We start from the raw sequence: 14,062 nt of genomic DNA on the forward strand, positions 1-14,062 counted from the left end.
GGTCAAACCGTCTCGAGGAAGGCGCGCAGCATCCGCTGACCGCCCTCGAGCGCCGCGACCGGGATGCGCTCGTCGACGCCATGGGCCCCGTCCGCGACGCGGCCGTCGGGGTCTGGTCCACGCGGCGCGAAGCCGTAGCAGGCGAGACCGAGGCGGGAGAACGGCTTGGCGTCGGTGCCGCCGGCCATGCAGAAGGGCACGACGGTCGCGCCCGGATCGGCCGCTTCGATCGTGACGCGGATCGCGTCGAACCAGGGCGACTCGGGCGGGGCAGCGATCGCGCGGCCGTCGGAGAGCTGGGTGCGGGTGACGGCCGGACCGAGCAGCTCGTCGATCACGCGCAGCATCTCCGCGTCGGTGCCGGGCAGCGAGCGCACGTCGATCTCGCCGCGCGCAGCGCTCGGGATCACGTTCATCTTGGTGCCGGCGTCGAGCACCGTCAGCGTGGTCGAGCAGCGCAGCGTCGGCTCGACGAAGGCGCGCAGCGGTCCGAGCCGTCCGAGCACGGCCTCGATGCCGGCCTCGGAGTCGAGCTCGGCGTCGTCGATCCCGAGCGTCGCGGTCGCCTGCTCCAGCAGCGCACGCACGGGCGGCATCAACGACAGCGGCCAGGCGTGCGCGGCGACGCGCTGGAGACCGGCGACCAGATGGGCGACCGCGTTGTCGTCGTTCCGCACCGAGCCGTGGCCGGCGGTTCCGGTCGCGCGGACGGACATGTGGAGCGAGCCGCGCTCGGCGACCGCGACCGGATAGAAGCGTCGGGTCGCGCCGTTGGCCGCGACGACGTCGACCGGCGCGCCGCCGGACTCGCCGATCGCTGCCGTGACGCCGGTGAACAGGTCCGCGTGCTCGTCGACGAGGAACTCGGCGCCGAGCTGGCCGTCGTCCTCCTCGTCGGCGGTGAAGGCGAAGACGACGTCGCGCTGCGGTCTGGTTCCCTCGCGCGCCCAGTCGAGCAGCGTCGCGAGCATCATCGCGACCATGTCCTTCATGTCCATCGCGCCGCGGCCGTAGAGCCAGCCGTCGCGGACCTCGCCGGCGAACGGCGGGACCGACCAGTCAGCGGCCTCGGCGGGGACGACGTCGAGATGGCCGTGGACGAGTAGCCCGGGAAGCTCGCGCGCGGCACCCGGCACCCGCAGCACGACGTTGGTCCGGTCCGGCGTCGATTCGTGCACGACCGGCTCGTAGCCGGCCTCGCGCAGCAGCCCGACGACGTAGTCGGCGGCGGCGCGCTCGCCCTCGGCGCGGCCCTGTCCGTAGTTGCTGGTGTCGATGGCGATCAGCCGTCGACAGATCTCGAGGACACCGGACGCGTTCATCGTTCTCCCATCTCGATCACGTAGCCCTCGTGCTGGCGGAAGCCGGCGACGCGGCCGCCGGTGGCGAGCGCCGTGCCGAGCGTGTCGCGCAGCGCCAGCCGCCACTCCTGCGCCAGCTCCGGCGCTTGGACCCGCATCCGCTCGACGTCGGGCGGAACCGCGAGCAGCCGCCGCCGATCGGAGCAGGGGACGTGGCGCGGCCGGCCGTCGTCGGCGACCGCCAGCGCGAGCTCCGGTACGCGCCCGTCGACGGCCGCTTCCCCGCCTCCCGCCTCGGCGTTCATGTCCCAGGCGACCAGCAGGCGATCGCTGTCCCCGGTGTTGAGGTCGTCCTGCATCGCGCCGTAGAAGTTCGGCAGGTACTCGGCCGCGCGCACCCCGAGCTTGTTGAAGTTGAAGTGCGCGTTGCGCCGCACGAGCGGATCGAACGTCCAGGTGACGCTCTCGACGTCGTGCGCGAGCGCCCACGCGCGCTGGTGGAGCTTGAGCGCGTAGCCGGCGCCCGGCACGCGCTCCCGGCCGATCACGCCGGTGATGTGGCTGTGCAGCGTGTTCATCGCCGGCAGCGCGAAGAACGAGACGGTCGCGCCGACCAGCCTGCCGTCGAGGAAGCAGCCGGCGATGTAGTTGTGCGCCTTCGACAGCGCCTTGAGCAGGTCGGTCGGCACGATCCGGCCGCTGGCGGTGCGGTTCCACACCTGCGACAGCAGCACGCTGACCGCTTCCAGCTCGTCGATCAGCGTGATCTCGCGGACCTCCACGCCGGCGGCGCGCGCCGCCTGTTGCGCCTCTCGCAGTGCTGCCTCGGCGGCACCGGCGAAGGTCGTCGGTTGATCGGCAGCGGTCATCACAGCTCTTCCTGCAGCAGATGGGCGATCAGCAACGCCACCAGCGCTGTGCGGCGCGGCAGCTCCTCGACGAGGACGTGCTCGTGCTCGGCGTGAAGACCGGCGCCGACCGCGCCGAGGCCGTCGAGCGTCGGGATGCCGAGCGCGGCCGTCAGGTTGCCGTCGGAGCCGCCGCCGACGGCGACGCCGCGCAGGTCGTCGAGGCCGACGGCGGGCGCCAGCTCAGCGGCCAGCGCGAACAGCGACTCCGAGGCGGCGCGCTCCAGCGGCGGACGGTCGATCGCGCCGACGACCTCGAGCTTGGCTCCGGGCAGCACGGGCGCGAGTCGCCGGATCGCGGCATCGACCCGTTCCAGCTCATCGCGCGCGACGCCGCGGACGTCGACGCTGAACGCGGCCGCGTCGGGCACGGTGTTGGCCGAGCTGCCGGCGCGCACGAGGCTGGGGGTGACGGTCGTGCCGGCGGCGGGATCGGCGAGCCGCTCGACCGCGAGCAGCTGGTGGGCCAGCTCGATCGCGGCGTTGACGCCCAGCTGCGGCTCCAGGCCGGCGTGGGCGGCGCGGCCTGCGATCGCGATCTCGTAGTGCGCGCGGCCCTTGCGCTCCAGCTTCAGCGCACCGTCGGCCGCCGCTTCGAGCACGAGCGCCGCACGGCAGCCGCGCGCCTCGTCCTCGATCAGCGCGCGCGAGGTCGGCGAGCCGATCTCCTCGTCGCCGGTGACCAGCAGCGTCACGCCGTCGAGCGCGTCGACGCCGGTGCCCGCGGCGAGCGCCGACAGCGCGTGCAGCGCGATCACGACGCCGGCCTTCATGTCGAGGCAGCCGGGCCCGCGCAGGACGCCGTCGCGCGTGACGGCCGGCAGCCGCTCGAGCGTGCCCAGCGGCCAGACGGTGTCGTGGTGGCCGAGCAGCAGCACGCGGCGCGGCCCCTGGCCGAAGCGCCAGCGGAGGTGGGTGCAGCCGTCGATCTGCAGCAGCTCGGGCGCGACGCCGAGCCGGTCGGCACCGACGGCGGCGGCGACCTCGGCGCTGCGTCTCACCGCGGCGAGGTCGCGCGAGGGCGACTCGCACGCCACGAGCGTCTCGATCCCGTCCACGATCGCGGGCAGGGCGGCGCGCAGCGCGGCCAGCAGCGCGGCGGGATCCGGCTTGGTCATGGCGCTCGTCGTCATCGCACCAGAGGTTGCCGGCGCCGCTGCGACGGGTGTTCGTGCCAGCCGCCGAAGTTGGGCGCCGCAACGCGTGCGAGACGACAGACACCGCCGCTGCGACGCGATCTAGCTTGGCGACATGCGGTACACGACATCCACGAGACCCTTGGAGGAGCAGCGCCTCGACGCGGTCATCGTTCCCGTCTTCGCCGACGGAGCACTGCCCGGGGCCGTCGTCGCGGCGGCCGGTGGCGACCTGCCGGCGATCGCCGTGCGCTTCAGGCTGCGCGACGCCGGCGAGCATTGCTGGGTCGGTGCGCGCGACGACGGCGCCGACCTGCTGCTGGTCTGCGTCGGCGCGCCCGACGCCGCCACCGGCGAGGCGGAGATCGAGGAGCTGCGCGTCGCGGCGATGGTCGCCGGGCGGGTTGCGCGGCGGCGCCGTTGCGCGAGCCTGCTCGCACTCGCTCGTCCGTCGGACCACACGACCGCGGGCGCCGTGACCGAGAGCTGGTCGATGGGCGCCTACGGCTACGACGGCTTCCGCTCCGACCCCGAGCCCGCGCGCGGCGAGGAGGTCGTGATGTGGGGCTGCGACCCGGCGGCGGTCGAGACGGCCGCGATCGTCGGCGCCGCGACCGGCGTCGTGCGCGACCTCGCCAACACGCCCGGCGGCGACCTGCCGCCGCTGGCCCTGGCGGAGCGCTGTCGCGCGCTCGGCGCCGCGCACGGATTCACGGTCAAGACGATCGAGGTTCAGGCACTGGCCGACGGACGCTTCGGCGGGCTCGTCGCGGTCGGCGCGGGCAGCGCCAACCCGCCGCTGCTGATCGAGCTGGAGCGTGGCGACCGCGACCTGCCCCACCTGGCGCTCGTCGGCAAGGGGATCACGTTCGACTCCGGCGGTCTGTCGCTCAAGCCGAGCGTCGACATGCTGATGATGAAGGGCGACATGAGCGGCGCGGCGAGCATCGTCGGCGCGCTGATCGCCGCCGACCGCCTCGGCCTGCCGACGCACGTGCGCGCCTACCTCGCCTGCGCGGAGAACATGCCGGGCGGGGCGGCGCTGCGGGTTGGTGACGTCGTCCGTCATCGCAACGGGCTCACGACCGAGGTCGTCGACACCGACTGCGAGGGCCGGCTCGTCCTCAGCGACGCGCTCGCCTACGCGGCCGAATCGGGGCCGGCGCAGCTGATCGACCTCGCCACGCTCTCCTCGCGCACCGGCCTGGGCACCGACGTGTGGGCCGTCCTCGGCAGCGATCAGCGGCTCGTCGGCCAGCTGCTCGAGGCCGGCGCGGCCGCCGGCGAGCCGGGCTGGCAGCTGCCGCTGTGGGACGCCTACGCCCGCCGGCTCGCCTCCGACGTCGCCGACCAGCGCAACTTCGATCCGTCGATGCCGTATCCCCCGAACGCCGTCCTGGCGGCGCTGTACCTGCGCCGCTTCACCGGCGGAGCGCCGTGGGCCCACGTCGACCTGGGCGTCACGACGATGCGGCCCGCCGCGACTCCGGCATGGCGCCAAGGAGCCAACGGGAACGGCACGCGGATGCTCGCCCACCACTTGATCCGGACAGCCGCCGAGGCAGATCGCCCCGCGCCGGCTGCACCACTCACAGACCGAGATGCAGTCCACACGCACGACACGGTGACCCAGTGACTCCGCTCTATAGCTTTGCCCTCCTCGTCACGGCGGGGAAGGAACGGTCGCTGCCCTCGCCGGTCGGCCACGACAGGAAGAACGCCTCATGAAGCATGTCCGTACGCACGGTGGAATCGCCGCGACGGCGATCGGCGCGGCCGCTATCGCGCTCGCAGGATGCGGGAGCGAGAGCGGCGGCGGGTCAGGCTCCTCCAAGCTCGCCGAGGGCGCGTCGATCAGCTTCGCGCTCCAGTCGGACCCAGGCAGCCTCGACCCGCAGCGCTCGGTGAGCGGCGACAACCAGCTGCTCGCCGCGTTCGGCTACGACACCCCCGTCAAGCTGCAGGACGGCGGCAAGGTCGTCCCGTCGGTGGTGACGTCGTGGAAGGCGGGCGACAAGTCGTACGCCCTCACCGTGCGCAGCGGCGTCACCTGCGCCGACGGCTCGACGCTCGACGCGGCGGTCGTCGCGGACAACGTCAACTGGGTGGCTGATCCCAAGAACGAGTCGCCGATGGCCGGTGCCAAGGTGCCGGCCGGCGCCAAGGCGACCGTCGACGGTGACGTCGTCACCGTGAGGCTCGCGAGTGACGCGCCGTTCTTCATGCAGAACATCGCCGAGCTGCCGCTCGTCTGCAAAGCCGGCCTCGACGAGCGAGGCGGGCTGAAGCGGGCGACGATCGGCTCCGGACCGTACGTGCTGAAGAAGGCCGTGCCGGGCGATCACTACGAATACGAGCTGCGCGAGGGCTACGCCTGGGGGCCCGAGGGCGCCAGGACCGACGTTGCGGGCATGCCGGCCAAGGTCACCTTCAGAGTCGTCACGAGCCCGACGACGACGGCCAACCTGCTGCTCAGCCGTCAGCTCAACGCCGCGAACGTCTCGGGCAGCGACACCACGCGGTTGAGGGCGGCCGGGCTCCACTCCGCCGGCGGGCAGTTCATCGGCCAGGAGATCGCGTTCAACGAGTCCGACGGTGAGGCCGTCGCCGACGTCGCGGTGCGCCGCGCGCTGATCGCGTCGCTCGACCTGCCGGCGCTCGCGAAGGTCGACTCGGCGGGGCTCGGCAAGCCGGCCAACGGGTTGATCGCCGACCCGAAGATCTGCACCGGCGACACCATGAAGGGCTTCACGCCCGCCCACGACCCCGAGGGCGCCGCGGCCGCGCTCGACGCCGCCGGCTGGACCGCCGGCGCCGGCGGCATCCGCAGCAAGGACGGCAAGCGCCTGGCGGTCCTGTTCGTCTACCCCAACGAGGACGCGACGACGGCCGCCAGCGCCGAGTTCATCGCCGACGCCTGGAGGAAGCTCGGCGCCGACGTCCGGCTGAGCGAGCAGTCGTTCGACCAGACCTCGGCCGTCGTCTTCGGCAAGGGCCGCTGGAGCGCCACGCTGATCGGTCTCGGCGTCAACAACCCGGAGACCCTGGTGCCGTTCATGTCGGGGCCGTCGCCGACGGAGGGCAACAACTTCGGCCACTTCCGCAACGCCCGCTACGACGAGCTCACCGCCCGAGCGCGCAGGCTCGCCGGCACCGCCGGCTGCGCCGACTGGAACGGCGCCGAGTCGGCGCTGATGAAGGACGCCGACATCACGCCGATCTCGACGAAGCCCTTCCTGTACTGGGGCAACGGCGTGAAGTTCGACGTCCGGGCGCACCTCTTCGTGCCCACGTCGCTGCGCGCGCTGGACGACTGACGAAGCCCCTACGATGCCGATCCTGACGTCTCCCGCAGCGCTGCAGCGGCTCGCCGCCGAGCATCCGTGGCCCGCCTTCTTCGTGCGGCGGCTCGGGCGCTTCGTCGTGTCGATGTTCCTGCTCGTCACCGCGTGCTTCCTGATGGTCCATGCGCTGCCGGGTGATCCCGTCCGCTCCGCGCTGGGCATCAAGACCTCGCCGGAGGTGATCGAGGCCGCGCGACACCGACTCGGGCTCGACCGCTCGATCTGGCAGCAGTACGTCGACTACATCGGCGGGGTCCTGCGTGGGGACCTGGGCGTGTCGCTGATCAGCGACACGCCCGTGCAGGAGGTCATGGCGCAGCGGCTGCCGTCGACGATCGCGCTCGGCAGCCTCGCGTTCGTGTTCGTGATCGCCGTCGCGATTCCCGCCGGGATCGTCGTCGCGATCATGACGCGCGACGGCAAGCGGCGGAAGGCGCACCTCGGCTTCGCCGCGGTGACCGGGGTGCTGCTGTCGATTCCCGACTACGTGCTCGCGGTCGGGCTCGTCTTCGTCTTCGCGGTCACGCTCGGGCTCTTCCAGGTCGCCGGGCAGAGCGGCGCCGACTCCTACGTGCTGCCGGTGCTCGCCCTGTCGGCGGGGTCGATCGCCTACCTCGCGCGGATCGTCCGCGCCGAGACGCAGCGCGTGCTCGACGAGGACTACATGCGGACGGCGCGCTCGAAGCGACTACCGGCGCGGCTGCTCTACGTCCGTCACGCGCTGCCGAACATCCTCACCGCGACGTTGACGGTCGGTGGCCTCGTCCTGACCGGCCTGCTGGCCGGCACCGTGCTGGTGGAGAACGTCTTCGCCTGGCCCGGGATCGGCCAGGAGCTCGTCCACTCGGTGCTTGCGACCGACTTCCCGGTCGTGCAGGCCGTCGCGCTCTTCTTCGGCTCGGCGGTGCTGCTGATCAACCTCGCGGTCGACGTCCTGATCGCGCTCGTCGACCCCCGCTCCACGATCCGAGACAGCTGAGGCATGTCCAGACTTCCGACCTATCCCCACCGACTCCGCAGCCCGCTCGGGATCGTCACCGTCGCCCTGCTGGCCCTGCTGCTGGTGGCTGCGGTCCTGGGGCCGCTGCTGTTCGGCGGACGGGCCGTCGCGACCGATGTCGACGCGATCCAGTCGGGCATGTCGGGCGCGCACCCGTTCGGCACCGACGCGCTCGGCCGCGACGTGCTCGCGCGCACCCTCGTCGCGAGCCGCCTGTCGCTCGAGCTGGCACTGCTGGCGACGCTGCTCGGCACCGGCGTCGGCGTGATCGTCGGCTCCCTGCCGCTGGTCGTCGGGCGCCGGCTGGGCCGGCTGATCGTCGCGAGCTTCAACCTCGCGATCGCCTTCCCGGGCCTGCTGCTCGCGCTCTTCCTGTCGCTCGTCTTCGGTGTCGGCGCGCGTGGCGCGGTGCTCGCGCTCGCGGTCGGGATCGCGCCCTCGTTCGCGCGCCTGACCCACACGGTCGCCAGCGGCATCGCCCGCTCGGACTACATCTCGGCGGCCCGGCTGCTGGGCGTCTCGCGGCAGCGGATCCTGCGGCGTCACGTGCTGCCGAACATCGCCGAGCCGCTGCTCGTCAACGCGACGACGCAGGTCGGCGTGGCGCTGCTCGGGCTCTCGGCGCTCTCCTACCTCGGCTTCGGCGTGCAGCCGCCCGACTACGACTGGGGCCGGCTGCTGTCGGACGGGCTCCCCAACATCTACGTCAATCCGGCTGCCGCGCTCGCGCCCTGCATCGGGATCATGCTCGCCGCGATGACCTTCGTGTTCGCCGGGGAGCTGCTGACGCAGCTGGTCTCCGGGCAGCCGGCTGGTGGTCGGCGGCCGGCCCACGATGCCGCCGAGGAGCCCGCCGCAACGGAGCGCGACGAGCTCGGCCGCGCCGGCGCCGACGACGTGCTGCGGATCGAGAACCTGACGGTCAGGTTCCCGGGCCCGGACGAGACGCTGACGGCGGTCGCGGGCGTGTCGCTGACCGTCGGCGCGGGCGAGATCGTCGGCGTGGTCGGCGAGTCCGGCTCGGGCAAGAGCCTGACGGCACTCGCGATCAGCGAGCTGACCTCGTATCCCGGCGTCGCGCGCGCGGACGTGCACGAGCTGGCCGGCAGCGCGCTGCGCGAGCTGCCGCCCGCGGCACGCGAGCGCTTCCTCGGGACGTCGCTGGCGATGGTCTTCCAGGACCCGATGTCGGCGCTCAACCCGGCGCTGCGGGTCGGCCGCCAGCTCGCCGAGGTCTCCGAGGTCCACCAGGGCATGAGCCGCGCGGCGGCGCACGAGCGCGCCGTCGACCGGCTGCGGGCGGTCCAGATCTCCGATCCCGGCCGACGTGCGCGCCAGTATCCGCAGGAGTTCTCCGGCGGCATGCGCCAGCGCGCGGCGATCGGCATGGGCCTGATGGCCGAGCCGGTCCTGGTCGTCGCGGACGAGCCGACGACGGCGCTCGACGTGACCGTCCAGCGCGAGGTGCTGGAGCTGCTGCGCAAGGTGCGCGACGAGCGTCGCGCGGGCGTGCTGCTGATCAGCCACGACATCGCCGTGATCGCCGAGATCGCGACGCGCGTGCTGGTGATGTACGGCGGTCGCATCGTCGAGGACCTGCCGGTCTCCCGGCTGCACGAGGCGGCCCATCCCTACACGCGCGCGCTGGTCGCGAGCATCCCCGACATGAGCACCGACCGCGAGCAGCCGCTGGCGACGATCCCCGGGCGGCCGCCCGAGCTCGCCGCGATGCCGGCCGGCTGCGCCTTCGCCGCCCGTTGCGGCTTCGCCGACGAGCACTGCCATGCGGTGCCGCCGCCGTTGGTCGCGGCCGAGGGGCAGCGGGTCGCCTGCTGGCATCCGCGCAGCGCGCCCGCACCCAAGCCGGGCTCGCCCCCGGCGTCCGAGTCGACGACAGCAGGGAGAACGCGATGAGCGTCTTGGAAGTGCGCGATCTGGTCGTGCGGTTCGGTCACGGCAGTCATGCCTTGACGGCCGTCGACGGCGTCAGCCTCAGCGTCGGCTCCGGCGAGGTCGTCGGCCTCGTCGGCGAGTCCGGGTCGGGCAAGTCGACGCTCGCGCGCGCGATCGTCGGGCTCGTGCCGGTGACGGCCGGCGAGATCGTCTGGGACGGGGCGCCGGTGCCGACGAGCGGCCAGGCCGGCCGGCGCGCCCTGCGCGACCTGCGCAGACGGGTGCAGTTCGTCTTCCAGGACCCGTACGCGTCGCTCGATCCGCGGATGAGCGTCGGCGACTCGATCGCCGAGGGCGTCGCCGCCGACCGCACGATCTCGCGCGCCGGCCGCGCCGCCGAGGTGCGGCGGCTGCTGGAGCTGGTGCGGCTCGATCCCGAGTGCGGCCGGCTGCGACCGCGCCAGTTGTCGGGCGGTCAGCGTCAGCGCGTCGCGATCGCGCGGGCGCTCGCGGCCCGTCCGGAGATCCTGATCGCCGACGAGATCACCTCCGCGCTCGACGTCTCCGTCCAGGGCGCGGTGCTCAACCTGCTGCGCGAGATCCAGCGCGAGACGGCCGTCGGCGTGCTCTTCATCTCGCACAACCTCGCGGTCGTGCGCTACCTCGCCGACACGATCGCGGTGATGCACCGCGGCGGGCTGGTCGAGTCCGGCCCGGCGCAGCAGGTGATCGACGACCCGCAGGAGGAGTACACGCAGCGGCTGCTGGCGGCGGTGCCGACGATCAGGCCGGCGGCGTCTGCCGGTGCCAGTCGCTGACGGCCTGGACGGCCGCGCCGATCGCGAGCAGGCGGTCGTCGTCGCCGCGGGCGCCGACGAGCTGGCCCCCGATCGGCAGCCGTTGCGGCGAGAGCGCCAGCGGCAGACTCAACGCCGGCACGCCGGCGAGCGGCCAGACGCCGGTGCAGCGGTTGATGCGGCGGCTGAGGGCAACGAGGTCGTCGGCGGCGATCGCGGGGGCGGTGAACGGCGTCGCGGGCGTCGCGACGACGGTCACCTGCGCGAGCGCGTCGGCGACGGTCCGGCGCCAGGCGTCCGCGACGCGCTCGGCACGCATGAGCGCATGGCCGTCGACCGCGCGTCCGAGCTCGATCCGGTCGCGGATGCCGGGCTCCAGCCGCGGGTCGTCCCACCACGGGCGCAGGCTCCGGGCCGCCTCCGAGTTCTGCAGCGCGGCCATCGCCTCCGGGACGTCGGCGACGCCGTCGAGCGCGAGCGGCCGCAGTCGCGCGCCGTGCGCGCGCAGCAGCTCCAGCAGCGCGTCGAAGGAGGTCGCGACGGCGGGCTCCAGCTCGTCGAGGAACCAGCGCTCGGGGACGCCGACGACGATGCCGGCGAGCGTCGGATCGGCGGTGGGGGCGAGACGTCCGCCGGTGAGCGCGCGCATCAGTGGGCGCAGCTCGGCGACGCTGCGCGCGAGCGGGCCGACGACGTCCATGCTCGGGCTCAGCGGCGTGACGCCCGCGACCGGGACCAGGCCGTGGGTCGGGCGCAGCGCGCTGACGCCGCAGAACGACGCCGGGTTGCGCAGCGAACCGCCGGTGTCGGTGCCGAGCGCGGCGTCGACCAGCCCGGCGGCGACCGCGGTGGCGCTGCCGCCGCTCGAGCCGCCCGGGATGCGGTCGCGGTCCCACGGGTTGCGACAGGATCCCCACCACCGGTTCTGGGTGGTGGCGCCGAAGCTCAGCTGCTCGAGGTTGGCCTTCGCGACGATCACGGCGCCGGCGGCGCGCAGGCGCCGCACGGCGGTCGCGTCGGCCGCTGCCGGCGCGGGATGAGGCGGCGCGAGGCCGTCGGTCGTGGCGGTGCCGGCCACGTCGGTGTTGTCCTTGACGGCGAGCGTCCAGCCGGCCAGCGGCGCGGCCGGGTCGACAGTCGCCGCCTCCGCGAGCGCCTCGCGGCGGACGAGCAGGCAGGCCCGCAGGTCGCCGTCGAGCGCGTCGATCCGCGCCAGGCTGGCGCGGGTGCGGGCGACCGCCGCGCTGTCGGGGGTGGTCACGCCGACTCGCCGAAGGCGCCGGCACGCGCGAGTGCGTCGATCGCCTCCGCGTCGCAGCCCAGCAGCTCGCGCAGCAGCTCGTCGCGGTGCTCGCCCAACTGCGGCGCGCGCCGCGGCTCCGGGGCCGGCCACCAGGCGCGGCCGGCGGTGCGGACGTGGCGGACGGTCCCGAAGCGCTCGTGCGGGGTCTCGACGATCATGTCGCGCTCCCGCGTGACCGGCTCCTCGAGCGCCTCGGCGAGCGTGTTGACGGGGCCGCAGGGGACCCCGACCGCCTCCAGCGGTGCGATCCAATCGGCGGTCGTACCTCGACGCAGCGCGGCGTCGAGCAGCGGGACCAGCTCGTCGTGGTGGTCGCGGCGCGCCTGCATCGTCGCGAAGCGCGGGTCGGCGGCCAGCTCCGGCACCCCCAGCACCTCGACGAGGCTGACGAAGTTCTTGTTCTTGACGCAGGCGAGCATCAGCCAGCCGTCGGCGGTCGGGAAGGCGCCGAACGGGACCACCGACGGATGCGCCGAGCGGGCGCGGCGGGTCGTCTCGTGGCCGCGGGTCAGGTACCAGGTGGCGGGGTACGAGAGCATCGCGATCGCGGTGTCGAAGAGGCTGAGGTCGCAGTCGCCGCCGACGCCGTCGCGGCGGGCGACGTGGACGCCCGCCAGCAGCGACATCGCGGCGACGACGCCGCCGCAGTAGTCGACCAGCGAGAGGCCGCTCTTGGCCGGCGGGCCGTCGGGCTCGCCGGTCAGGTCCATCCAGCCGGCGAGGCCCTGCACGACGTAGTCGTAGGCCGGTTGCGCGCGCCGGGCGCCGGTCATCCCGAACCCCGACAGCGAGCAGACGACGATCCGCTCGTTGCTGACGGCGAGGTCGGCGTAGCGCAGGCCGAGCTTGTCCGGCACGTCGCCGCGCAGGTTGTGCAGCACGCCGTCGGAGACGGCGACCAGCCTCCGCAGCACCGCCTGGCCGCTCTCGGTCGCGAGGTCGAGCGCGATGCTCCGCTTGTTGCGGTTGAACGACTGGTAGAAGAGGCTGTCGTCGGCCTCCTGGAAGGGCGGTACGGAACGGCCGATGTCACCCCCGGTGCGGGCGTCCTCGACCTTGATCACGTCGGCGCCGAGCTCGGCGAGGTGGAGGCTGCCGAACGGGCCCGCGCCGTACTGCTCGATCGCGATCACCCGGATGTCGTCGAGGCCGGTCATCGCGCGCCGCTCCGCGTCCGCGCGAGCGCGACGGTGCGTTGCATCTCGTTGCGCGTGACCATGACCGCCTCGTCGACGCCCATCCCGGGCCGCGCCAGCAGCAGGTCGGCGTCGACGCCGATCGCGACGCCGGCCGCGACCTGGGCCGAGCGCTCGGTCTCGGTGCAGGAGCCGCCGCAGTACGCGGCGACGCCCGCCTCCTTGCAGGCCAGCAGCGCGCGGATCGAGTCGTCGAGTCCGCCGACGTCCGGCAGCTTGACCTGGAGCATGTCGGCGGCGTCGCCCGCGATGAAGGCGCGCACGTCGTCGAGCGTGTTGCACCACTCGTCGGCGACCAGCTCGACGCCGGAGCCGGCGTCGCGCAGGAGCTGCCGCAGTCGCGCCAGGACCTCGATCTGCTCGGCGCGGGAGTCGGACTGCACGGGCTGCTCGATCCGCAGCCGCAGCGGCGCCGCCAGCTCGCCGAGGCGGGCGATGTAGCTCGCGCACGCCGGCAGCGACGGGAACGCCTCGCCGAGCGTGCCGTAGCAGTCGAGGTGGAGCGTCGGCTCGTAGTCGGGCCCGTCGCGGTGGGTCAGGACGCGCTCGCGGATCCAGCCGACGTAGGCGGCCAGCTCCCGACCGTCGTGGCCGACGAGCGCGACGTTGTTGATCAGCCCGTGCGGCAGCTCGTCGACGCGCCGCAGGATCATGCGATCGACGGCGCCGCGCCGGTCCTCGCCCGACTGGGCGAACAGCGGCACCGCGCGGATCGGCGCGCCGGTGTCGTACTCGGCGGCGACGGTCTCGGCGATCGTCACGCGCGCCGTCGCCGCGGCTGCGGCCAGCAGTGCCTGGCTGACGCCGTAGCGGACCGCGCGTGGCAGCTCCAGCAGGCTCAGCCGCTCGCTGGAGGCGCGGAATGACGAGACGTCGGCGCCGACGAAGGCCGCGCGCAGCGCGGGCCCGAAGACGCTCTCGGCGTCGGCGCCGAGCACCGGCTCGCGGCCGCCGGCCCCGGCGTACTGGACCGAGACGCCGTCGCCGTGGACGACGCTGCCGTCCTCGAGCACCAGCATCACGCCGAGTGACCGGCTGGCCTGGCGGACGCGGCCGTACCCGGCGGTCGCCGGCGGACCCGCGTAGAAGTGCCCGTCGCGGGTGGCGCCGCGGCGGATCGCGGCCTGGTCGTCGTTGGGGAACGAGCCGAGGCCCGTCTGCAGGAGGATCTCGTCGACGTGCAT

11 protein-coding genes are annotated in these 14,062 nt (G+C 73.8%); 5 read left to right on the forward strand and 6 right to left on the reverse strand.

Features of this window, described 5'->3' with window-relative positions:
- Nucleotides 1-2: 2 nt before the first annotated feature.
- From ACVUH9_RS09385 to ACVUH9_RS09395, 3 genes are read right to left on the reverse strand one after another with little or no spacing between them, the layout of a single operon-like run.
- Nucleotides 3-1,322: a M20/M25/M40 family metallo-hydrolase gene (locus tag ACVUH9_RS09385; protein ID WP_475756210.1), complete on the reverse strand. Its 1,320-nt coding sequence runs from the start codon at nucleotides 1,320-1,322 to the stop codon at nucleotides 3-5.
- Nucleotides 1,319-2,170, reverse strand: coding sequence for a GNAT family N-acetyltransferase (locus tag ACVUH9_RS09390; protein WP_475756212.1), 852 nt, complete (start codon nucleotides 2,168-2,170; stop codon nucleotides 1,319-1,321). The genes ACVUH9_RS09385 and ACVUH9_RS09390 overlap by 4 nt, the downstream gene beginning before the upstream one ends.
- Nucleotides 2,170-3,279 (reverse strand): M20 family metallopeptidase, encoded by a 1,110-nt coding sequence (locus ACVUH9_RS09395; protein WP_475756556.1) that lies wholly within the window; start codon nucleotides 3,277-3,279, stop codon nucleotides 2,170-2,172. The genes ACVUH9_RS09390 and ACVUH9_RS09395 overlap by 1 nt, the downstream gene beginning before the upstream one ends.
- 181 nt (nucleotides 3,280-3,460) lie before the next feature.
- Here ACVUH9_RS09395 and ACVUH9_RS09400 point away from each other — a divergent pair, with 181 nt between their 5' ends.
- From ACVUH9_RS09400 to ACVUH9_RS09420, 5 genes are all read left to right on the forward strand, one after another.
- Nucleotides 3,461-4,981, forward strand: coding sequence for a leucyl aminopeptidase family protein (locus ACVUH9_RS09400; RefSeq protein WP_475756214.1), 1,521 nt, complete (start codon nucleotides 3,461-3,463; stop codon nucleotides 4,979-4,981).
- Nucleotides 4,982-5,069: 88 nt separating this feature from the next.
- Nucleotides 5,070-6,662 carry an ABC transporter substrate-binding protein gene (locus ACVUH9_RS09405; RefSeq protein WP_475756217.1) on the forward strand — a complete coding sequence of 531 codons (1,593 nt, stop codon included), beginning with the start codon at nucleotides 5,070-5,072 and terminating at the stop codon, nucleotides 6,660-6,662.
- A 13-nt stretch (nucleotides 6,663-6,675) separates the two neighbouring features.
- Nucleotides 6,676-7,668: an ABC transporter permease gene (locus ACVUH9_RS09410; RefSeq protein ID WP_475756219.1), complete on the forward strand. Its 993-nt coding sequence runs from the start codon at nucleotides 6,676-6,678 to the stop codon at nucleotides 7,666-7,668.
- 3 nt (nucleotides 7,669-7,671) lie between these two features.
- On the forward strand, nucleotides 7,672-9,603 hold the full coding sequence (locus tag ACVUH9_RS09415) for a dipeptide/oligopeptide/nickel ABC transporter permease/ATP-binding protein (protein ID WP_475756221.1): 1,932 nt from the start codon (nucleotides 7,672-7,674) through the stop codon (nucleotides 9,601-9,603).
- Entirely contained in the window at nucleotides 9,600-10,400 is an 801-nt protein-coding gene (locus ACVUH9_RS09420; protein ID WP_475756223.1) for an ABC transporter ATP-binding protein, read from the forward strand. The genes ACVUH9_RS09415 and ACVUH9_RS09420 overlap by 4 nt, the downstream gene beginning before the upstream one ends.
- Here the strand turns inward: ACVUH9_RS09420 and ACVUH9_RS09425 are convergent.
- Genes ACVUH9_RS09425 through ACVUH9_RS09435 form a run of 3 tightly spaced genes read right to left on the reverse strand, consistent with a single transcriptional unit; the run spans nucleotide 10,366 to nucleotide 14,062 of the window.
- The gene (locus ACVUH9_RS09425; protein ID WP_475756225.1) at nucleotides 10,366-11,640 is read right to left on the reverse strand and encodes an amidase; all 1,275 of its coding nucleotides are present in this window, start codon (nucleotides 11,638-11,640) and stop codon (nucleotides 10,366-10,368) included. The genes ACVUH9_RS09420 and ACVUH9_RS09425 overlap by 35 nt on opposite strands.
- Nucleotides 11,637-12,839 carry a CaiB/BaiF CoA transferase family protein gene (locus tag ACVUH9_RS09430; protein ID WP_475756227.1) on the reverse strand — a complete coding sequence of 401 codons (1,203 nt, stop codon included), beginning with the start codon at nucleotides 12,837-12,839 and terminating at the stop codon, nucleotides 11,637-11,639. Before ACVUH9_RS09430 ends, ACVUH9_RS09425 begins: the two co-directional genes overlap by 4 nt.
- Nucleotides 12,836-14,062, reverse strand: a complete 1,227-nt coding sequence (locus tag ACVUH9_RS09435; RefSeq protein WP_475756229.1) for a methylaspartate ammonia-lyase — start codon at nucleotides 14,060-14,062, stop codon at nucleotides 12,836-12,838. The genes ACVUH9_RS09430 and ACVUH9_RS09435 overlap by 4 nt, the downstream gene beginning before the upstream one ends.

The sequence above is a fragment of the Patulibacter ginsengiterrae genome (assembly GCF_056269115.1).